Source organism: Aeromonas sp. HMWF017 (genome assembly GCF_003061465.1).
Taxonomy (GTDB): Bacteria; Pseudomonadota; Gammaproteobacteria; order Enterobacterales; family Aeromonadaceae; genus Aeromonas; species Aeromonas veronii.
In genome coordinates this window covers 1-20,596 of record NZ_QAJD01000039.1, presented here as the reverse complement: position 1 = coordinate 20,596, position 20,596 = coordinate 1, and the positions used below count along the sequence as shown (strand labels likewise).

At 57.7% G+C, this 20,596-nt stretch carries 19 protein-coding genes; 10 read left to right on the top strand and 9 right to left on the bottom strand.

Annotated features, from left to right (window positions below):
* Positions 1-99: 99 nt before the first annotated feature.
* Positions 100-942: a nucleoside-specific channel-forming Tsx family protein gene (locus DBR30_RS03075; protein WP_069554294.1), complete on the top strand. Its 843-nt coding sequence runs from the start codon at positions 100-102 to the stop codon at positions 940-942.
* A gap of 107 nt (positions 943-1,049) precedes the next feature.
* Here DBR30_RS03075 and DBR30_RS03070 read toward each other — a convergent pair whose 3' ends face one another.
* A complete protein-coding gene (locus DBR30_RS03070) occupies positions 1,050-1,532 on the bottom strand; it encodes a YajQ family cyclic di-GMP-binding protein (protein WP_005338634.1) in 483 nt (160 codons plus the stop codon).
* Positions 1,533-1,732: 200 nt separating this feature from the next.
* On the opposite strand from DBR30_RS03070, the gene DBR30_RS03065 reads away from it, so the two are divergent.
* Together DBR30_RS03065 and DBR30_RS03060 are read left to right on the top strand one after the other, a co-directional pair.
* Positions 1,733-2,686 (top strand): ketopantoate reductase family protein, encoded by a 954-nt coding sequence (locus DBR30_RS03065; RefSeq protein WP_108541722.1) that lies wholly within the window; start codon positions 1,733-1,735, stop codon positions 2,684-2,686.
* Between the two features lie 37 nt (positions 2,687-2,723).
* Positions 2,724-3,284: a DJ-1 family glyoxalase III gene (locus DBR30_RS03060; protein ID WP_108541723.1), complete on the top strand. Its 561-nt coding sequence runs from the start codon at positions 2,724-2,726 to the stop codon at positions 3,282-3,284.
* A 111-nt stretch (positions 3,285-3,395) separates the two neighbouring features.
* On the opposite strand, the gene DBR30_RS03055 is transcribed toward DBR30_RS03060, so the two are convergent.
* Complete coding sequence (locus DBR30_RS03055) at positions 3,396-3,602, bottom strand: hypothetical protein (RefSeq protein ID WP_108541724.1); 207 nt, start codon at positions 3,600-3,602, stop codon at positions 3,396-3,398.
* Positions 3,603-3,733: 131 nt separating this feature from the next.
* Between DBR30_RS03055 and dinB the strand changes: the two genes are divergently transcribed.
* The 6 genes from dinB to rlmM all read left to right on the top strand — a co-directional run bounded on the left by dinB (position 3,734) and on the right by rlmM (position 10,349).
* Complete coding sequence (gene dinB / locus DBR30_RS03050; RefSeq protein ID WP_031227617.1) at positions 3,734-4,789, top strand: DNA polymerase IV; 1,056 nt, start codon at positions 3,734-3,736, stop codon at positions 4,787-4,789.
* A 66-nt stretch (positions 4,790-4,855) separates the two neighbouring features.
* Positions 4,856-6,997, top strand: coding sequence for a methyl-accepting chemotaxis protein (locus DBR30_RS03045; RefSeq protein WP_108541725.1), 2,142 nt, complete (start codon positions 4,856-4,858; stop codon positions 6,995-6,997).
* A gap of 284 nt (positions 6,998-7,281) precedes the next feature.
* Positions 7,282-8,202 carry a transcriptional regulator GcvA gene (locus DBR30_RS03040; RefSeq protein WP_005338622.1) on the top strand — a complete coding sequence of 307 codons (921 nt, stop codon included), beginning with the start codon at positions 7,282-7,284 and terminating at the stop codon, positions 8,200-8,202.
* Positions 8,195-8,824 carry an alpha/beta family hydrolase gene (locus DBR30_RS03035; protein WP_108541726.1) on the top strand — a complete coding sequence of 210 codons (630 nt, stop codon included), beginning with the start codon at positions 8,195-8,197 and terminating at the stop codon, positions 8,822-8,824. Before DBR30_RS03040 ends, DBR30_RS03035 begins: the two co-directional genes overlap by 8 nt.
* Before the next feature lie 51 nt (positions 8,825-8,875).
* Positions 8,876-9,262 carry a DUF423 domain-containing protein gene (locus DBR30_RS03030; RefSeq protein WP_040097987.1) on the top strand — a complete coding sequence of 129 codons (387 nt, stop codon included), beginning with the start codon at positions 8,876-8,878 and terminating at the stop codon, positions 9,260-9,262.
* Complete coding sequence (gene rlmM, locus DBR30_RS03025) at positions 9,255-10,349, top strand: 23S rRNA (cytidine(2498)-2'-O)-methyltransferase RlmM (protein WP_005338617.1); 1,095 nt, start codon at positions 9,255-9,257, stop codon at positions 10,347-10,349. The genes DBR30_RS03030 and rlmM overlap by 8 nt, the downstream gene beginning before the upstream one ends.
* 82 nt (positions 10,350-10,431) lie before the next feature.
* On the opposite strand, the gene DBR30_RS03020 is transcribed toward rlmM, so the two are convergent.
* The 7 genes from DBR30_RS03020 to queF all read right to left on the bottom strand — a co-directional run bounded on the left by DBR30_RS03020 (position 10,432) and on the right by queF (position 19,656).
* On the bottom strand, positions 10,432-10,890 hold the full coding sequence (locus DBR30_RS03020; RefSeq protein ID WP_005349721.1) for a hypothetical protein: 459 nt from the start codon (positions 10,888-10,890) through the stop codon (positions 10,432-10,434).
* 117 nt (positions 10,891-11,007) lie between these two features.
* Positions 11,008-12,015 carry an isocitrate dehydrogenase gene (locus tag DBR30_RS03015; protein WP_108541727.1) on the bottom strand — a complete coding sequence of 336 codons (1,008 nt, stop codon included), beginning with the start codon at positions 12,013-12,015 and terminating at the stop codon, positions 11,008-11,010.
* Between the two features lie 159 nt (positions 12,016-12,174).
* Positions 12,175-12,975, bottom strand: a complete 801-nt coding sequence (gene xni / locus DBR30_RS03010; RefSeq protein WP_108541728.1) for a flap endonuclease Xni — start codon at positions 12,973-12,975, stop codon at positions 12,175-12,177.
* Positions 12,976-13,110: 135 nt separating this feature from the next.
* Positions 13,111-14,466, bottom strand: a complete 1,356-nt coding sequence (gene ppnN / locus DBR30_RS03005; protein ID WP_005338611.1) for a nucleotide 5'-monophosphate nucleosidase PpnN — start codon at positions 14,464-14,466, stop codon at positions 13,111-13,113.
* A gap of 148 nt (positions 14,467-14,614) precedes the next feature.
* Positions 14,615-16,231 (bottom strand): GGDEF domain-containing protein, encoded by a 1,617-nt coding sequence (locus DBR30_RS03000; protein WP_108541729.1) that lies wholly within the window; start codon positions 16,229-16,231, stop codon positions 14,615-14,617.
* 83 nt (positions 16,232-16,314) lie between these two features.
* The gene (locus tag DBR30_RS02995; RefSeq protein ID WP_005338609.1) at positions 16,315-18,597 is read right to left on the bottom strand and encodes a tetratricopeptide repeat protein; all 2,283 of its coding nucleotides are present in this window, start codon (positions 18,595-18,597) and stop codon (positions 16,315-16,317) included.
* A gap of 210 nt (positions 18,598-18,807) precedes the next feature.
* Positions 18,808-19,656, bottom strand: a complete 849-nt coding sequence (queF, locus tag DBR30_RS02990) for an NADPH-dependent 7-cyano-7-deazaguanine reductase QueF (RefSeq protein WP_108541732.1) — start codon at positions 19,654-19,656, stop codon at positions 18,808-18,810.
* A 204-nt stretch (positions 19,657-19,860) separates the two neighbouring features.
* Between queF and DBR30_RS02985 the strand changes: the two genes are divergently transcribed.
* A complete protein-coding gene (locus tag DBR30_RS02985; protein WP_108541730.1) occupies positions 19,861-20,409 on the top strand; it encodes a SecY-interacting protein Syd in 549 nt (182 codons plus the stop codon).
* Positions 20,410-20,596: the final 187 nt, after the last annotated feature.

The following is a 20,596-nucleotide window of genomic DNA, read 5'->3' as shown; positions in this document are numbered from 1 at the left end:
AGAAGTTGTTTCACCCCCAATTTTATTTGATTAGAATCCCTCTCGCTCCTTGTGGGCAGGCTACGGAAAACCTCAACTAACGCACAAGAGACCAATAAAATGGCCAAATTTACCAAGACTCTGATCGCTGCCGGTCTGCTGGCTGCTGCCGCTACCCCGGCCTTCGCTGCTGACTACAGCGGTGATATCCACAAGAATGACTACAAGTGGATGCAGTTCAACGTAATGCACACCATCGACCAGCGCCCTTTCACCACCGGTGAAGAGGACTACAACGATACCTATTTTGAAATGGAATTCGGTGGTCGCTCCGGCCTGTTTGATCTGTACGGCTATGTCGACGTATTCGATATTTTCGACTCCCGCCACAGCAACAAACACCATGGTCAGAACCTGTTCATGAAGTTTGCGCCGCGCATGTCTCTGGATGCTCTGACCGGTAAAGATCTCTCCTTTGGTCCTGTGCAAGAACTCTACATTGCCAACCTGAACAACGTCGGCGACAAGCAGATGGAAAATCAGATTGGTCTGGGCGCCGATGTGATGGTTCCTTGGTTTGGCAAGGTAGGTATGAACCTGTATGCCCGTCATTCCACTGAGAACCAGTTCTTTACTGAAGAAGAAGGCGACTGGAACGGTTATCAGTTCTCCATGAACTGGTTCAAGCCCTTCTACACCTTCGGCAATGGCAGCTTTGTCTCCTACCAAGGCTATCTGGATTATCAGTTCGGTCTGGATACCCATGACCGTGCTGACCGTACCAGCGACAACCTGGCTACTTTCCACGGTATCTACTGGCACTCCGATCGTTATGCCGTTGGTTACGGTCTGAAGTACTTTATGGATGCTTATGGTACCAAAGATGGTTCCACTGCATACGATGGTACTCCTTGGAAGAGCACTGGCTTCAGCCACTACTTCTCTGTTACCTACAAGTTCTAATAAAACTTGGGGTACAAAAAACCGGAGCATCTGCTCCGGTTTTTTTATGGCCGCGATGTAGATAGCGTGGCGCGAGTCATCAAGTGCGCCACGGCTGAGTGGATAAATCAGTCGCGGAAGTTCTGGAACTGCATCGGTTGACCCAGTTCGGCGCCACGGACCAGTGCCATGGTCTCTTGCAGATCGTCACGCTTCTTGCCGGTGACACGTACTTCATCACCCTGGATGGCGACCTGTACCTTGATCTTGGAGTCCTTGATCAGCTTGACCAGCTTCTTGGCGATCTCTTTCTCGATCCCCTGTTTGAACTTGACGGTCAGGTGGAAGCGTTTGCCGGAGTGAACGGAGTCACCTACTTCCATGGAGCTGTTTTCGATGTTGCGCTTGAGCAGGGCACCGCGCAGAATTTCGACCATCTGCTTGAGCTGGAAATCGGCATCGGCTTCCAGTTTTACCTCTTCCTTGTTCAACTCGAAGCTGGCTTCTACCCCACGAAAATCGAAACGGGTGGCCAGTTCACGATTGGCGTTGTCGACTGCGTTCAACACCTCGTTCATTTTGACTTCAGAGACAATATCGAATGACGGCATAGCCGGAGCTCCTCATGTTGCGTTATCGGGGGGCAAATCTACCAGAAAACGGGCAAATTTGCTGATTTTGATGGGGTTGCTCTGCTAGAATCCCCTGCGCACAGGACGGGTGGACCCGTTAGTGTCCACCAGCGACATCTTCACTTATCCCCGGTAACAGGTTGAGAGGATTGCAACCCTTACCCTGACAGAGTCACACCATGCCAAGCGGATTAAAAAATTCCCGACAGCCCGTTATTCCACCCGTTACTCCGAAGTGGTCACTGTTGGGTTGTGGCGCCCTCGGCGGCGTTTTTGCCTCCCTGCTGACCCAGAGTGGTCAATCTACCCGTGTCTTGTTGCGCGAACATCATAAGTCCACGCTCCATCCGGGGATCGATTTCACCTCGCTGGAGGGGCATGTCCAGCTGCTCAATATTGAGCGCGGATTTGTCAGCAAACCCGGCAAGATCCAGCGTCTGCTGGTGATGACCAAGGCCAGTCAGGTGATTGCCGCACTGACACCGCTGGTGGGCAATCTGGATGCCGGCGTGCCGATCGTGCTGTTGCACAACGGGATGGGCATTGCCGAGCAGGTGGTCGAGATGTTCCCGCACAATCCGGTGATTGCCGGTGTCACCAGCCATGGCGCCATGCAGTGCGGCCATTTTGTCTTCCGTCATACTGGCAAGGGTGAAACCTGGCTTGGCCCGATCAACGACGCCGCCAATGCCCACGCCGCGCTCGCGGATGAGCTGGCGCTGGCACTGGGCCAGGCTGGCTGGGATGAGCAGGTATTGGTGCGCCAGTGGCAAAAGCTGGCCATCAACTGTGCTATCAATCCCCTGACGGCCCTCTACAAGCTGAAAAATGGCGAGCTGGCTGGCCCCCGTTTTGCCGATGCCCTGCAGCAGATCTGCGTGGAAGTAGCTGATGTGATGTGTGCCGAAGGGATTGCAACCACGGCAGAGGAGTTGCAACGCCGGGTGATGACAGTGGTGGAACTGACCGCTGACAATTACTCCTCCATGCATCAGGATATGGAGCTGGGACGCGAGACCGAGATTGAGGCCATCACCGGCTTCCTGCTGGCCAAGGCTGCCCGGCATGGCATTGCCGTACCGGTCAATCAGGGTCTCTATCAGGCGATCAAAGAGAAGAGTCAGGCCGTCTGACCTTTTACATGGCAGAGCAAGCAGCAAGGAGGCGAATGTGAGTGTACTGGTGCTGGTGGCCCCCGGGTCGGAAGAGATAGAGACGGTTGCGATTGTCGATACCCTAGTGCGTGCCAGCATCGAGGTGGTGCTGGCCTCTTGTTGTCCAGCCGGATCCCGTCAGGTGAAGGCGTCGCGTGGGGTACAGCTGGTGGCTGATTGTCATATCGACGAGCTGACCCGTCGGGACTTTGAAGCCATCGTGGTGCCCGGCGGTTTGCCCGGCAGCGAAGTGATCCGCGATACCCCGCTGGCCATCGATCTGCTCAAAGAGCAGGCGGCTCTTGGTCGCTGGCGCGCTGCCATCTGCGCCGCCCCTGTGGTGGTGTTGCAACATCATGCTCTGCTGGGTGATGCCATCGTCACCTGTCATCCCGGCTTTCAGTCCCGACTACCGACATCGCAGCTGTCACATGAGCGGGTAGTCAGAGATGAGGCTCATCGCCTGATTACCAGTCAGGGGCCGGGCAGCGCCATCGAGTTTGCGCTTGAACTGGTCCGGATGCTGCGTGGGAATGAGGTGGCGGCCACTGTCGCTGGCCCTATGGTGCTGCCTTGAGCGCACTCTGCTGCAGAATCAAGCTGGTCATGCTTTGAAAAATGGGCCCCGGTCATCTTGATCGGGGCCCGTTTGTTATCTGCTGTTGTCGGTCACGCCATCTTGTCCGGCTCAGTAGTCGTACTGTGAGCACTGTTTTTTGTTGTACTCAGTTTTCCAGCCTGCCAATTCTTGCTCTGTGCCGAGCTTGTCCCCTTTCTTGATGGCCTGTTCCAGTATCTCAATCCGGTCGTACAGCCAGCGGCACTCTGCCGTCGGGTTGTTCTTGCCGATGCCGGTCAACGGCAGCAAACAGAGTCCCAGCCAAAGATATTTCATCCCGAACGCTCCTTGTCATTGTGGTAGTAAAGGTCTCCTTGGAGTCTACTATTTTAGCCGCAACGAGAGAGATAGAGCTGCGGTTATCCTTGGGGTAAGATGATGCCATGTCTGTTTATTTATACAGTGGTATGCGCAAGATCATCCATATCGACATGGACTGTTTTTTTGCCGCGGTGGAGATGCGGGACAATCCCGCGTTGCGGGAGGTGCCGCTCGCCATCGGTGGGGCCTCCGAGCGGCGCGGCGTCATCTCGACCTGCAACTATGTGGCGCGCCGGTTCGGGGTGCGTTCCGCCATGCCAAGCGCGCTGGCGAAAAAACTCTGCCCGCCGCTGGTACTGATCCCGGGGCGAATGGCGGTGTACAAGGATATCTCCCGTCAGCTCAGGGCCATTTTCCTCCGCTATACCGATCAGGTTGAACCGCTGTCACTGGACGAAGCTTACCTCGATGTGACCCACAGTCGTTGCTGTGGCGGCAGCGCCACCCTGATGGCACAAGAGATCCGGCAAGCCATCGTCACCGAACTGGGGTTGACCGCCTCGGCCGGAGTGGCTCCCAACAAGTTTCTCGCCAAGCTCGCCTCGGAGCAGCGCAAGCCTGATGGTCTGTTTGTCATTCGCCCCGACGAAGTGGCCGAATTTGTCTGCCAGTTGCCCCTCGGCAAACTGCCCGGGGTGGGGCGCAAGACTGCCGAGCGGCTGGAGGCTCAGGGGCTCTACACCTGTGAGGATGCGCGGGCCTTGTCGGCACAAGAACTGTGCAGCCGTTTTGGCAAGCTGGGGGAGATGCTGACGACCCGGATCTGGGGGCTGGATGAACAGCCGGTGCAGGCGCACCGGATCCGCAAAACCATTGGGGTGGAGACCACTTTGGCGAGCGATGTTTGTGACGAAGCCGCCTGCCTGACGGTCTTGCAGCAACTGTTGCCGGAGCTTGAGCGGCGATTTCAGCTGGCGTGCCCTGCCGAGCAGGTGATGGGGCAGGGGATTAAACTCAAGTTTGCCGACTTCCACCAGACCACCGTCTATCGCAGTCAGGGTGGCTATCAGCCAGCCTTGTTCGTTCCCCTGCTCAAAGAGGGGTTACAGCGGGCGCAAGGGCGTTCGGTTCGCCTGCTGGGCTTGGTGGTGGGTTTGCCAAAAGAGGGTGAAGTTAATCAACTCTCGCTGGATTTGCTGTGAGAGAGTTAAGTTTTTGTTTATAAAGTCGATAATCTATCCATATCTGTATGACGTAGGAATATTGGCATGAGCGCTCTTTCTGTCCAGGGTCGGATTACCCTGATCGCCGGTTGCTGTCTGTTGGTGACAGCCGCCGCTCTGGTTGCCTCTTCGATTTACAACGCGAACAAGATGCAACAGCAGGTGCGGCAAGCCACCATGCACGAGGCGCAGCAGTCTGCCGAGAACTGGATGAAGGCGATGGGCTCGGAGCAGGCGGCCAAGGTGACCAGCTATCTCGATGAGGCCTATTTCCGCGCCAGTTTGCTGGCGGAGAGCGTGTTGTTCCAGCGCAAGAATGCGGCCGAGAACTTTGTCCATTCGGAGGCGCTGCGCAGCGCCGTCAATCAGCAACTGCACGATGCCGTTGCCTCATCGACCAATCTGCTTGGTGTCTATGCGGTGTTCGAGCCTGACCAGCTGGATGGGGAAGACAGCAACTATCAGGGCTCAACGGCGCTGGGTTCCAACGACAAGGGGCGTTTTTCCAGTTACTGGGCCTACGACAACGGCAAGATAGAGCCGGAAGTGCAGAATGAGGATGTACTGGCCGATGAGAGCCCGACCGAGGCTGGTGGCATCGAAAACGAGTGGTATCGCTGCAGTATTCGCACCCGTGCCCTCTGCCTGCTGGAGCCCTATCTGGACGATGTGGGCGATAAACAGATATTGATGACCTCGGTGACGGTCCCGCTACTGGAGCAGGAGACCTTGCTGGGGATGGTCGGGGTCGATATCTCGCTGGCCACATTGCAGAGTCTGGTCAGTACCATGGACAAGGAGCTCTATGACGGCAAGGGCAGAGTTTTGCTGGTCAGTCACGAGGGGCGCGTGGCGGGAGCCGATGAGTTCGATGTGACCATGGGACGCGGGCTGGATCAGAAGTATCAGGGGCTGGCCAGCGAGCTGAAAGGCTGGCTCAGTCGGGGTCAGGAGCTGACTCGCTGGAGCAGCGATGGCACCCTGTTGCAGACCTTTGTCCCGGTATCCATGCGTGGCACCGACCGTAAATGGGGCATCTACATTGAATTGCCACGGGCCGTAGTGCTGGCCTCGGCCCAGCAACTGCAAGATGAGCTGGCCAGTGAGGCCAATCGCAGCGTGGTCTCGCAGCTGTCGATCGGAGTGCTGATCTCGCTGGTGGCCCTGAGTTTTATCTGGTTGATGGCGCGCCAGATTGTGGCGCCCATCCGCGCCGTGGTTGCCCGCCTCAAGGATATCGCCAGCGGCGAGGGGGATTTGACCCAGCGTATCGAGATCCAGCGGCAAGACGAGATCGGCGAGCTGGCCAAGTGGTTCAACAGCTTCCTCAACAAGTTGCAATCTACCATCAGTCAGGTGATTGATACCGTCTCCGGTACGCGCAACAGTGCCGAGCGAGCCGCGCAAGTGGCCGAGCGCACCAGCAGTGGCATGCAGGCCCAGTATCAGGAGATCGATCTGGTGGCGACGGCATTTGAAGAGCTGAGCGCCACGGCGTTGCAGGTCTCCGGTAATGCCGGCTCGGCGGTCGCGGCTGCCAACACCACTGATGCCGCGGCGCAAGAGGGCAAATATGTCGTTGCCGACACCCAGGAGGCGATGCGCAAGCTGATGACCATCATCAACGATGCCCAGCCGGTGGTGGAGCGACTCTCCGCCAACAGCGACAACATCAACGATATTCTCACCGTGATCCAGGGAATTGCCGAGCAGACCAACTTGCTGGCGCTGAATGCGGCTATTGAAGCGGCGCGTGCCGGTGAGCAGGGCCGTGGCTTTGCCGTGGTGGCCGATGAGGTGCGCAATCTGGCCGGTCGCACCCAGAATGCCATCGTCGAGATCCAGACCCTGATCAGCCAACTGCAATCCGGTACCGGCGCCGTGGTCAAGGCGATCCGAGATGGTCATGGACAGGCTGACGAGACCCTCGCCAAGGTGGATCTCTCGGTGCAGGTGCTGGAGCAGATTATCCAGTCGGTCTCCACCATCCATCAGATGAACGAGCAGATTGCCCGGGCGGCACAGGAGCAGAGCCGGGTGGCGGACGAGATCAACCGTAACGTCAGCAACATTCGCGATGTGAGCCACACCATTCGGGCCGAGGCGGCGACCTCCGCCGAAAATGGTCGCGAGCTCTCTGCGCTGGCGGACAAGCAGCAGCAGCTGGTGGGGCAGTTCAAGGTATAGAAGGGATGAAAAAAGGCGCCATCCAGCTGGAGGCGCCAAACACATTCAGATGACAGACTGGGTCAAACCGGTGAGATTTGAGCCCCTCTTCCCGCAGAGGAAGAAACACAACACCACAATCGCAGTCGAAAGACTCACTAAAAACACATGTAAACCAACACGTAGTAGAAAATGTGAGCCATATGACGACTGATTGCTGGGCGAATTATGTTTATTCACTGGTCGACCCGCAACCGACAAATTATAATGCGCCCCATTAGAAAAACTCATCGTCGGCTGGTGTCATGTCTCGTCGTTTACCCCCGCTCAATGCCCTCAAGGCCTTTGAAGCAGCGGCTCGTCACTTAAGCTTTACCCGCGCAGCAGAAGAGTTGTTTGTGACTCAGGCTGCCATCAGTCACCAGATCAAGGCGCTGGAGGAGTATCTTGGCATCAAGCTGTTCCGCCGCAAAAATCGCTCCTTGTTGCTGACCGAAGAGGGGCAGGGCTATTTCCTGGATATCAAGGACATCTTTGCCTCCATCTCCGAGGCGACCGACAAGCTGCTGGCCCGCAGTGCCAAGGGGGCATTGACTGTCAGTTTGCAGCCGAGTTTCGCCATCCAGTGGCTGGTGCCGCGGTTGGTCAAGTTCAGCGAGCGTCACCCCGATATCGATGTACGGATCAAGGCGGTCGATCTCGATGAAGGGTCGCTCACCGACGATGTGGATGTGGCCATCTACTACGGCCGCGGCAACTGGCCGGGTCTGCGCTCGGACAAGCTGCATACCGAATACCTGATCCCGGTCTGTTCCCCCTTGCTGCTGACCGGGCCCAAACCGCTGCGTACGCCGCAAGATTTGACTCTTCATACCCTGCTGCACGATACCTCCCGCCGCGACTGGAAGGCGTGGTTCCGCCAGCTCGATATCGATGCACCCAACGTCAATCAGGGGCCCATCTTCAGCCACTCCACCATGGTGATCCAGGCGGCGATCCACGGCCAGGGGGTGGCGCTTGGCCACAGTGTGCTGGCACAACCCGAGATTGAGGCCGGCCGCCTTATCTGCCCGTTCGAGCAGGTGCTGGTGAGCAAAAATGCCTTCTATCTGGTGTGCCAGGAGCAACAGTCGGATCAGGGCAAGATCGTTGCCTTCCGCGACTGGATGCTGGAGCTGGTGGAGCAGGAAGAGGCGCGTCGCAGGGCAAGGCTCGCCGATGCCTGATGTGATCCGCGAGGGGGCAATTGATGCCCCCGTTCGCATTTTGCTGGCCCACGGGGCAGGCGCGGAGATGGATCACCCCTTTCTTGCCGAGTTGTCACGCCTGCTGGCTGGCCCCGACATCGAAGTGGTGCGCTTCAACTTTCCCTACATGACAAAGCGTGCACAGGATGGCAAGCGCCGCCCGCCGGACAGAGCACCTGTGCTGCTAGCCCATTGGCGCGACATGATCCGCGAGTTTGCCCATCCACGACTGTTTCTGGCGGGCAAGTCGATGGGCGGGCGGATGGCGGCGGAACTCTATCGTGAAGGCGAGGGTGAGATGAATGCTGCAGGATTGCTCATTCTCGGGTATCCTTTCCACCCTCCGGCCAAGCCCGACAGCTGGCGAGGCGAGGTACTCAAGCATATTGCAGTGCCAACCCTGCTGTTGCAGGGGGAGCGCGACACCTTCGGTAGTCGCGCCGAACTGGCCGATTTCCCCTTCTCACCCGCCGTATCGGTCCATTGGTTGACCGATGGTGATCATGGTTTCAAACCGCGTAAAACCAGTGGCGTGAGTGAGCAGGAGAATATGCAGCATGCAGCGGCGACCATCAGCCATTTTGTGGCCCGGCACGGATAGCACGATAGGGTTGGTTTTATTGCCAGCCGCGATGAGAGAGGGAGAGTGAGGATGCAGATCCATCGACATTGGCTGATACTGGCCGGTCTCTTCGGGTTGACGGCCACCATGCTGGGGGCTTATGGCGCCCATGGATTGGCGGCGACCGGCATTACACCCGAGCGTCTGGCGGCATTCAATACCGCCGTGCAATATCAGTTTTTTCACGCATTGGCCCTGCTGGTTCTGGGCTGGTGTGGTGTGCGCAGCAAGGTGATCCACCTGGCTGGCACCGCTTTTGTGCTGGGGATCATCGGATTTTCCGGCAGTATTTACGCCATGGTGCTGCTTGGCAGCAAGGGGCTGGGGTTGATTACTCCCGCCGGTGGCCTCTGTTTTATGTTGGGATGGGCGGCCCTCTGCTGGGCTGGCTGTCGTCTTGGAGGAAAAAATGAATAATCTGCTGCTTTATTGCCGCCCCGGTTTTGAGAAAGAGGCGGCTGCAGAGATCACCGAGCGTGCCGGTAACATGCAGTGCTACGGTTTCGCCCGGGTCAAGGACGACAGCGGTTATGTGATCTTCGAACTGTATGACGAGGAGCAGGCGGACCTGCTGGCTCGCAAGCTGCCGTTCCGGGAGCTCATCTTCATCCGCCAGATGCTGGTGGTCACCCATGAGCTGAAGGATCTGGATGTCGCGGACAGGATCTCCCCGATCCTTGAGGCGGTGAGTGACTACACCATTTGCGGCGATCTGCGGGTCGAAACCGCGGATACCAACGAAGCGAAAGAGCTGTCGGCCTTCTGCCGCAAGTTCACCGTGCCGCTTCGTCAGGCGCTGCGCAGCAACGAGATCCTGACCAAGAAGGAGACGCCAAACCGTCCGGTGTTCCACGCCTTCTTCATGGCCAATGATCACGTGTTGCTGGGTTACTCCTACTCGTTCAACAACTCCGGATTCCACATGGGGATCCCGCGCCTGCGCTTCCCGGCCGATGCACCGAGCCGCTCCAGCCTCAAGCTGGAGGAGGCGTTTTACGTGTTCGTGCCGCGGGAAGAGTGGGATGTGCGTCTCTGTTCAGGCATGAAGGCGGTGGATCTGGGCGCCTGCCCGGGTGGCTGGACCTATCAGTTGGTGCGCCGTGGCATGATGGTGACGGCGGTCGACAACGGCATGATGGCCCAATCCCTGATGGATACCGGTCAGGTCAAGCATATCCGGGATGACGGTTTCGTCTGGCGTCCGAGCAAGAAGAACACCTACTGGCTGGTGTGCGACATGGTCGATAAACCGGCGCGGGTCGTTCACATGATTGCGGACTGGTTCCGTGAGGGTGACTGCCAGGAGGCGATGTTCAACCTCAAGCTGCCGATGAAGAAGCGTTATGCCGAGTCGGTGCACAATATCGAGGTGCTGCGCGAGATGCTCAAGGAGATCGACAACGCGTTCGTGATCCAGGCCAAGCAGCTCTATCACGATCGAGAAGAGATCACCGTGCATGTTTACAACAAGTACTGGGTCTCCAAACTCGAGCCCAAGGCGTGATGTAGCAGTTCTGCCCGTACGATAAATACCAAGGCCGACAGGGAAACCTGTCGGCCTTTTGCTATTCGGCTGCCGGAAAATATCAGAAACGGTAATCGAGGCGCAGGGAGGATTCGTCGTCGGTCACCTTGATCTCTATCTGCAGCGGGATGGTTTTGTCGACCGGATTGAATTGCATCTTTATCCCGTCTCCTCTCAGCCTGAGGGCGGTGTTCATTCCGCCAGCCTTGAACTTGACCTTGGGTCTGAAGCGTTCAACCGATAGACTGACGCTTTTTTCCGGGGTCAGATTAAGCTGCGGGTAGGAGGTGATCTTTTGATTACCAAAGTTGTCGGTGGAGACTTCAATACCAAACGACAGGGGTTTGGGTGCCTTGAGCAGGTCGTTGGTATTCAGGCTCGAGCGCCATACCTCGGTGGCAGTCCGTTTTTCCTGCTGTGGCAGTTTGGCTGTTTGGGTCTGTTGATCCTGCTCGAAAGCACTGGCAGTACCACAAACCAGCATCAGACCCGAAACCAGATAGCACCCGTATCCCTTCATGAAAAACACTCCCTGTTCTTCTTCTCTATTGAACATAGTTGCTGTTCGGGGAGTGGCAAAGGATTCGGAAATATAAAAAAGGGAGCCGAAACTCCCTTTTAAAATCAATGAATTAACTCACAGGCGATCTATGATGGCCTGAGTGAATTCGCTGGTGGAAGCCGTGCCACCCAGATCGCGGGTGACCCGATCACCGGATTCGATGGTGGCTCGTACCGCCTCGCGGATCCGCTCTGCCTTATCCTGCATGCCGAGGTACTCCAGCATCTGAATGGAGGCAAGGATCACCGAGGTCGGGTTGGCAATGTTCTTGCCAGCTATGTCAGGCGCAGAGCCGTGGACCGCTTCGAAGATGGCCGCGCCATCGCCGATGTTGGCGCCGGGCGCCATGCCAAGGCCGCCGACCAGACCGGCGCAGAGATCCGAGAGAATGTCGCCGAACAGGTTGGTGGTGACCATGACATCGAAACGCTCCGGGTACATCACCAGGTTCATGCAGGCGGCATCGACGATCATCTCTTCGCTCTGGATATCCGGGTAGTTGCTGGCTATTTCACGGGCTACTTCGAGGAACAGGCCGGAGGTCGACTTGAGGATGTTCGCCTTGTGGATGATGGTGACCTTCTTGCGCCCTTCCTGACGAGCCAGCTCGAAGGCAAACTTGACGATGCGCTCGGCCCCTTCGCGGGTGATGATGCTCATCGCCTCGGCACTCTTGTTGTCATCGCTGCGCTTCTGACCTGCACCCGAGTACATCCCTTCGGTGTTTTCACGCACCGTGATGATGTCGATGTTGTCGTAACGGCTTCTGGTGCCCTTGAAGGAGATGACCGGGCGCACATTGGCGTAGAGGTTGAACTTCTTGCGCAGGGAGACGTTGATGGAGGTAAAACCGCCGCCGACCGGCGTGGTCAATGGCCCTTTCAGGCTCACCTTGTTCTTCTCAATCAGATCCAGGGTAGCCTGGGGCAACAGCTCGCCATGCTTCTCGAGGGCAACCAGACCCGCATCAGCGTATTCGTACTCAAAGTCACAGCCCGCATGGGTCAGGATCTGGATGGCTGATTCTATGATGCTGGGGCCGATGCCGTCGCCGGGGATCACGGTAATTTTTCTTTTGGACATGAGAGGGTTCCACTTCCAGGGTATAGGGGAGGATGGGGCTGCTTTATAGCATTTACTCAGCAAACCAACCACATTCCTTTACATTCTACTCACTTTTATCAACAGCGAGGGTGAGTCTCGTCATGGTTCACGCCCTTGCCTGCATTTTTGTTCGGCACTTTAGTCTGGCTGGGGCGGGTAGCGGATGTCCCGCAGGTTGAATCCCAGCGGAATATCCCGCTGCAAGTGCACCAGCCGCTGGGCCAGCAGGGCCTCATCCTGATGTTGGCGCAGTTTGATCAGGGGCTTGGCGGCATCCTCTTGCTGGCAGGCTTCGAGCATGGCTGCCAGATTGCCATATTGCTGCAACAGCTGGGTGGCGGTCTTGGGGCCGATCCCCGGAACCCCCTTGATATTGGAACCGCTGATACCGGTCAGGGCCCAGAAGTCGACCAGCTGAGCAGGGGCTACCCCATATTGCTGCTGGACGAAGGCGGCATCCAGCCAGCGTTTGTTGAAGTAGTCGCGCACCCGGATCTGCGGGCAGATCAGTTGGCAAAAGCCCTTGTCGGTGGAGATGATGGTCGCCTGATGGCCGTGGCTGGCGATGCCGCTGGCGAGGGTGGCGATAAGGTCATCCGCTTCATCTGTCTCGGAGAGCAGGGCATCGACACCGCACTCCCAGAAGGCATCCTGCAGGGTCGCCAGCCCTTCACGCAGTTCGGGGGGCATGGGAGCTCGCCCCTCCTTGTAGGCCGGATAGACCTCTTTGCGCCAGCTATGCACCTCGCCATCAAACACGGCAATGACATGGGTCGGCTCGCTATTGGCCAGCAGCTTGCGGCAGGTATTGATAAGGTTGGCGCGGGTTGCAACCAGCGCCTGGGCAGGGGTCAGTGCCTGCTGGGCCTGTACCGCGTGCAGACGGCGAATGAGGTTGAGGGCATCGATGATGAGCAGGTGTGGCCGGATAGTTGACATGGGGCACTCTTGGCGGTCGGGACGCCCCATTGTAACAAACCGCTCGCCTTATGGGGGATTGATGGCAGTCGGGAAGGCATAGCGCCAATAAAGAGGGGCGCCGATGCGCCCCTCTGTCGATGATGTATCTGTACCCTAGCGGACGATTTCGTAGCAGGGCACATACTGGCTGCCCGGCAGCTTCATCCGCTGCTGCTTGACGAAGCTCTCCAGCAGCTTGTCCATCAGGTGCATCAGCTCCTTGTCGCCGTGCAACTTGAAGGGGCCCTTCTTCTCGATGGCGCGAATGCCCCCTTCCTTGACGTTGCCGGCGACGATGCCGGAGAAGGCACGACGCAGGTTGGCGGCCAGCAACTGGGGCGGCTGGTTGCGGTGCAGATCCAGACTGGCCATGCTGGCGTGATCCGGCTCGAAGGGGAGCTGGAACTCCGGTTCAATCTTGAGGGACCAGTTGAAGGAGTAGGCATCACCGACCGATTTGCGGTATTCGCGGATTTTTGGCATCGCCTCTTTCATCACCCGGGCCACTTCCGGCGCATCGCCGACAATGATCCGGTAGAGCTTGGTCGCAGGTTCACCGAGGGTCGCCTTGATGAAGTCGTCGATGGCTCGGAAGTAGTCGGCACTCTCTTTCGGGCCGGTCAGGATGATGGGCATCGGCTGCCGCTCGTTGGCCGGATGCATCATGATGCCGAGCAGATAGAGCAGCTCTTCGGCGGTGCCGACCCCGCCCGGGAAGATGATGATGCCGTGGCCGAGGCGTACGAAGGCTTCCAGCCGTTTCTCGATATCCGGCAGGATCACCAGCTCGTTGACGATGGGGTTGGGTGGTTCGGCCGCGATAATGGAGGGTTCGGTGAGGCCGATGTAGCGCCCGTTGCGCACCCGCTGTTTGGCATGGCCGACGGCGGCCCCCTTCATCGGGCCCTCCATGGCGCCAGGGCCACAGCCGGTACAGATGTTCAGCTCACGCAAGCCCAGCTCGCTGCCCACGGCGCGGGTGTACTGGTATTCGATCTCGTTGATGGAGTGGCCACCCCAGCAGACGATCAGGTTGGGATCGGCGCCGGGCAGGATCACCTTGGCGTTGCGCAGAATGGCGAACACCACGTTGGAGATGTGAGTGGAGTTGGTCAGATTGACCTGGCGGTTGGACTCGAGCTGATTGGAGACATAGAGAATGTCGCGCAGCACCGAGAAGAGGTGCTCCTGAATGCCGCGAATGATCTCGCCATCGACAAAGGCGTGCTCGGGGGCATTGAACAGTTCCAGCTTGACCCCGCGCTCGCGCCGGATCACATGAATATCGAACGATTTGAAGCGCTCCAGTATCTCCTTGGAGCTGTCGGTATGGCTACCGGAATTGAGCACTGCCAGCGAGCAGTTGCGAAACAGTTGATAGATATCGCTGGAGGCAGTCTGCTTGAGGCGATCCACCTCAAGCTGTGACAGCAAATCCATGCTGCCGACGGGATTGATGTGCGTAATCATAGGTTCCCCTTTACTCACTTGTTATCGTTGTGTTTTTCCCTGGGGAGAAAAGGGGACGCTATGTTGCATCCCCTGAGATCGATAGTAGTGGTAACAGAGGGTGGAGGGAAATAGGGCGACGACTGTTCGCTGTTTTTTTAGCCGCTTGTCAGGCCAGTGTCACTTGATCCCGACCGGTGTGCTTGGAGTGGTAGAGCGCCTTGTCCGCCCGTTCAAACACATCTGACGGGTTGTCCCCATCCTTGAACAGGGTTGCGCCGATGGAGATGGTGATCTCCACCTTGGCATCGCGAAAACGGAACGGGATGCTCTTGATGGTCTGGCGCAGGGTCTCCAGCGGCTTCTGGAACTTGTCCGGGTTGATGTTGGGCAGCAACACCACGAACTCTTCCCCACCAAAACGGGCGATGAAATCTGTGTCACGCAGCGCGCTCTGCAGCGCTTTGGCGACCACTTTCAGCGCCTTGTCACCCGCCATATGGCCGTAGTTGTCATTGATGTTCTTGAAGTGATCGATGTCGATGATCGCCATGCAGAGCGGAGTGCGGTAACGAAGCCAACGTTTGTATTCCTGCTCCAACCGTTCATCGAGGGCGGCCCGGTTGTGTACCTGGGTCAGGCTGTCGAGGAACAGCTTGTGTTTTTGAATGGTCAGCCGCTTCTTGTACTCGGCGGTCTCCTCCTTCATCAAGCGCAGCTTGGATTCCATGGTGGAGAGGCGGGTGAGCAGGTGACGCTCTCGCGCCGCCGTACTGTCACGCTCTTGCAGCAGCAGGTTGATGGCGCCCATATGGCCGGAGATGGCGCGCTTGAGCGCATCGATGGAGTTATGGCTGGCCAGGGAGTGATCGATCGCCTGCAACTCGTTGACCAGCGCCTCACGGGTCTCTCGGGTTTCGTTTTGCAGCGCACGCCCCTCATCGAGGGATTCGGTAAACCCGACATGTACCGCGGAGAGGCTCTCGTTGAGGGAGCTGAGGAAGGCGCGGGAGGCTTTGCGCTCCTCACGGGTGCCTTCGATGATGAGCTCGATCACCTGCAGGCAGGTTTCCGCCAGCAGGGCAGGGTTGATCCCGATCAGCAGTTGGCGGCGAATGTCGCTCAGGCTCTCGCCGATGGCGCCGGCAAAGTCGAGTTCGGTGATAAGCCGCTGCAGCTCATCGGCGATGCGGGCGTGATCCTTGAGATCAAACGGGTCGACATCGGGCTGGCCATCGTTGCTGGCAGTATCGCTTTCTTGTTGAGTTGCACCTGAAGGTGCCAACAGGGGCTGACTTGGCAGCAGCTGGATCTTGATCGCCTGCTGGTAGAACTCCAGCAGCTTGATCACCTTCTTCTGGTGATCGGCAATGCCGTAACCGGCGGGATTTGCCAGAAATTCCTTGAGGGACTTGCGGGTCTCTTCCGGGAAGCCCTTGATGTTTTTCAGCTGTTTGGAACCAAGCTCGATGGCGGTCTGGGTCAGGGTGATCGACTCTTCCAGCGCATTGCTGTGCTGCTGCAGCAGTTTTTCAATGGCCAGCAGATCCTCGTCTAGCGCGGTAAATGCGGGATTGTTATCCAGTTTCTGCTTGAGCTTGGCGAAGCGATTGTCCAGCTCGCGGTCGAAGCCACGGCAGGAGAGCATCAACTTGTTGATAAACTGGATACCACGGGCACGCTCTGCATCGGAAAACGACAGCACGCCATCGAGTTCCAGCTGTTTCTGCTGAAGGGATTCCCTGAGTCTTGCCAATTGTCCTGCTACGGCAGCGATGTCATTCATTATCAGGTCGCCCTGTTGTCATTATTGTTTTTGGTGTTGGATAGCAACAGTGGTCGAACTTGGTTTCGATCCTCGCCTGTTATCTACATTATTTCCTGGTGGTTATCGGCTGCCGGCTTCCTTGCAAGGCTGGGCCAATTAACCCATTGCTTTTCATGAGAAGAATTGACTTTTACCAGTCCCTTGTCAATTGCCATCAGGCCGCATTGCCACACATCTCCATTAAAAAATGCCGCTTGTTGGCAATCGATCGCAGCCAGCTCCAACCAGGCGTTTTGCTGGCATTTTTCACTGAGCTGAATGGCTCCCGACAAGGCGAGATAGCAGAGGTCAAACAGGCCATTGTGATCGAGCGCGGTCGCCGCTTTCGGCAGGAAGGGGTGACTGACAATCCCGAGGCTGATCTGGCGATCCAGCGGATAGTTGCAAGGGAAGGCGGCGATGGCGGTCAGCAGGTCTCCCGCCAGTTGATGCAGGTTGGTGACGTGGCGCTGTGGCACTACATAGAGCATGTGTCCTTCACGCAAGTCATAGATACGGCCATCTTGCGGGGTCAGGGTGTCCATATAGGCACCGAAGGCCTGCTCGATTTCTCTGCTGGCCTGATAGCCGTGGCGCTCCAGCGTATTGACCAGGAAAGGCACCCGGAACAGCAGATAGTGCAGCTTGTCATCGAACTCGCTGGAGGGCTGTTCGCTGAGGTACCAGCGATCCGATTTCAGCTGGCGCTTTGCCATCTCCCTCGGCCAGCGGTTCATTAGCCGCTGCCAGTTGGCCAGCCCCGAGCGTGGCTCGATCAGCAGGGCCTCATTGGTCCGTTTCAGTTGTAGGCGGGCAGTACGCAGCTTGAGCCAGAGGGTGAAGAAGAGGTAGATAAAGAGCGCCAGCAGCAGGCTGGTGGTGATGCTCGACCAGAGATAGCGCTCCTGCTGATGCTGGCTGTTGTTAAGCCGCTGCTCCAGCTCCTTGATATGTTGCACCCGCTCGACCTGGACATAGTTGTCACGGATCGCCGCCTGCTCCATTGCCTGCTCCTGCTGGCGCACCTCCTCGCCAAGACGGTGGAAGCGCTTGTAGCTGTCGAGAGCCTGACGCAGATACCCCTTCTGCTCATAGGCCAGCGACAACAGGCGGAATACCTCGTACTGACGGCGGGTATCGCCGAGCTGATTGGCCAGCGCGCGGGCGTTCTCCAACTGCAGGATGGCGATGGCGGCCTCCTGTTTCTTCAGATAGAGCTCGCCGAGCAGCAGCAGGGTATCGATCAGCGGCTCTTTGGCATCGCTCAGCTCGTGGGACTGGCGGGCCGCATTGAGGTAGTTGCTGGCCAGCGAGAGGTTGCCGCTTTGCAGGTAGGTCTTGCCGATTTCGTATTTGAGCAGGGAGGCTTGCGGTCGGTTGCTCCCCTCATCGAGCAGATCCAGCGCATTGAAGAAGTAGACCAGCGCCATATTGAGGTCGCCCTGCTCGCGGTTGAGTCGCGCCAGCACCATCAGGGAGTCACACAGCAGGGAGGGGTTGCCGATGGAGTGGAAGTAGTTGGCCGCCTCATTGGCATACTGCAGCGCTTTCTGGGGCTCTTGTTCCTGCTGGTAGAGTTTGACTATCTGGTTCGACAGCAGGCCGAGAAAGAGCGGGTCATTGAGGCTTTTGGCCTGTTGCTGGGCATCGATATATTCCCCCAGCGCCAGCTGTGGCTGCTGCAGCGCGCGATAGAGGTCGCCGCTGATGGCGCTGACCCAGGCACTGGCGAGAGGATTGGGGGTCTTGGCGGCCCAGATCCGCGCATCTGCCAAGTGGGCCTTGGCATCATCGAAGTGCTGGTTCTCGATGTCGTAGCTGGTGCGTTGCAGGCGGCCATAAATCTGGAGCTGGCTCTGCTTGAGCGTGGGGACGGCCAGCTGTTCGTCCAGTTGATCCATCAGGGCGCGGCTGGTGCTCTGGTTATCCGGTTTGAGGGCCTGACTGCGGATCTTGAGATAGAGACCGTGGGCCTTGAGTTCCGGTTGCCGCTCTTTGTCTGCCAGCGCCATCGCCTTGTCGAGCGCTTGCTGGGTGGCCTGATATTGGCCCAGTTGCAGCAGACACTCCCCTTTGAGCAAGTGGGCGCCTATGGTCTGGGCCGCCGTGCTGTAGCTCAGGATAGGTTCGCGATAACCGAACTCCTGGCGATTGCTGATGATTTGCTGGGGATTATTGGCTGCGCGCGTCAGGAAGGCGGTGGTGATCTGGACGCATCTGGCAGGATCGGTCAGTACCATCGATTGCGCTTGTTGCAGATCGATTGAGAGTTGCTCCTTGTCCAGATCCAGATTTGGAGCTGACAGGGAGGACATCATCATGGCCAGAAAAAACAGTTGATTCATTGGATTAAGGACGGCGCAGAGGTGTTGGCATGTTATCCAAGCCCCCCCCTGCGAGTCCAGCGTTTACTGTGGTTTGCTGGTGGCCGGCAAGTGGGTTTCGTCTGGATTTTATTATCCAGCCCCCTTATCCCTGCTGCGTAAAGCATCGATTGAAACCTTTTTGCCAGTCATGGAGAGCAGTGTACCTGCCCTCTCTGTCGAAGCTCGACTTTATTGGCGGATTAGACGCAGATTGTCGGGCACGGTTTCGAAATCGGAGCGGAACGGGTTGATGTCGAGGCCGCCGCGACGGGTATAGCGGGCATAGACGGTCAACTGCTCAGGCTGGCAATAGTGCTTGAGGTCGATAAAGATCCGCTCGATGCACTGCTCGTGGAACTCGTTGTGCTGGCGGAACGAGATGAGATAGCGCAGCAGCTTCTCCCGATCGAGTTTCGGCCCCTTGTAGCGGATCACTACAGAGCCCCAGTCCGGTTGGCTGGTCACCAGACAGTTGGATTTGAGCAGGTGGCTGTGCAGGGTCTCTTCTACCAGCTCGCTACCGGCTGCCCCTTGTAACAGGGACGCATCAAACTCGTAATTGTCTACCTCGATATCCTGCTCATCGATGCACTCGCCAGGCATCAGGGCAATCTGGTGCGGCGCCTTGTCGAGGGGGAACAGGGTCACCTTGACAGTCTCGCCCGCACAGGCACTCAGATCCTTGGTCAGCATGGCGGCGACTGCCTCTATAGAGTCACAACGGGTCTGGTTGAAGGAGTTGAGGTAGAGCTTGAAGGATTTGGATTCGATCAGGTTCGCACTGGTGGCCGGAATGGCCACTTCACCCACCGCCACCATCGGCTTGCCCTTGGCATTGAGCCAGGAGAGTTCATAGAGGGTCCAGACATCGCAACCGCTAAAGGGCAGGTCATCGCCCAGCTGGAGATCATCCCGGTTCAGGCTACGTGGAACCGGCTGCAGCAGGGAGGGTGTGTACTGGCTGATGTAATCGGATTGCTGGCCCAGGCTCAGGCCGGTCAGGGCGCTGGCCCCGGCGTATCTATCTTGTTTGCTCACAGGGTTGCTCACGTAATGTGCTCATGATGAGTGGAATGAAACGGGCCATTGCAGGGCCGGATGGTTGCAGCCGCTTGGCTTGGGCGTCGGCCTCTCTGTATCCCGGGTTCTGTTTCCCGGGTCACTAGGTCGGCTGGCAACCTTGTCTGTTACCGGGTTTGGTGGTGCAATAGCGGACTTTGCCAGCAATTGTGGGGATTTTCGATGTCGGATCAAGTTTTGTCTGCCCTGGAGCACTTTTTTGCCCGCTGGCAACGGGACGGCGAGGCCAGACGAGGCCTGTCCTTGTGCGAGTGGGAGTCGGACTGGCGTTCCCCCTGCCAGCTTGGTGAGCCCGCCGATGGTCGGGTGGCCTGGCGCCCTCACCAGCGCCCCGAACCCGCCGATTTTACAGCCATGGCCGATGCCCTCGAGCTGACAATTCATCCCAGCGCCATTGCCCTGTTCGGGCACTGGTTCAGCCGACCCATCCCCTGCCTTTTCAAGGGGCTGCGCCTTGAACTGATCCTGCCATGGAACGACGCGGATCTCGACCTGCTCAAGGAGAACCTCATCGGCCATCTGCTGATGCTGCGCAAGTTAAAACGAACCCTCTCCATCTTTATTGCCACCACCCGCAACGAGATGACGCTCATCTCGCTGGATAACGAGAGTGGTCAGGTGTGGCTGGAGTGGCTCGATTCAGGCCGCCGGCTGCCGCTGGCCCCCTCTCTTCCGGCGTTTCTGGAGCGGCTGGAGACCTTGCCGCAATAGCGCCTGTTCGCGCCAATGTCGCTTGGCGGAACAGATCTCGAAACGAAATGCCGAAACGAATATCGAAACAAAAAGAGCCTTGCCACGCGGCAAGGCTCTTTTTTATGGCTATGTCCCAATTACGTGTTGCATGGGGCGCCCCATCGCCTCATGCAAACATGCTTTGATATTTACGCCTTTTCCGTAA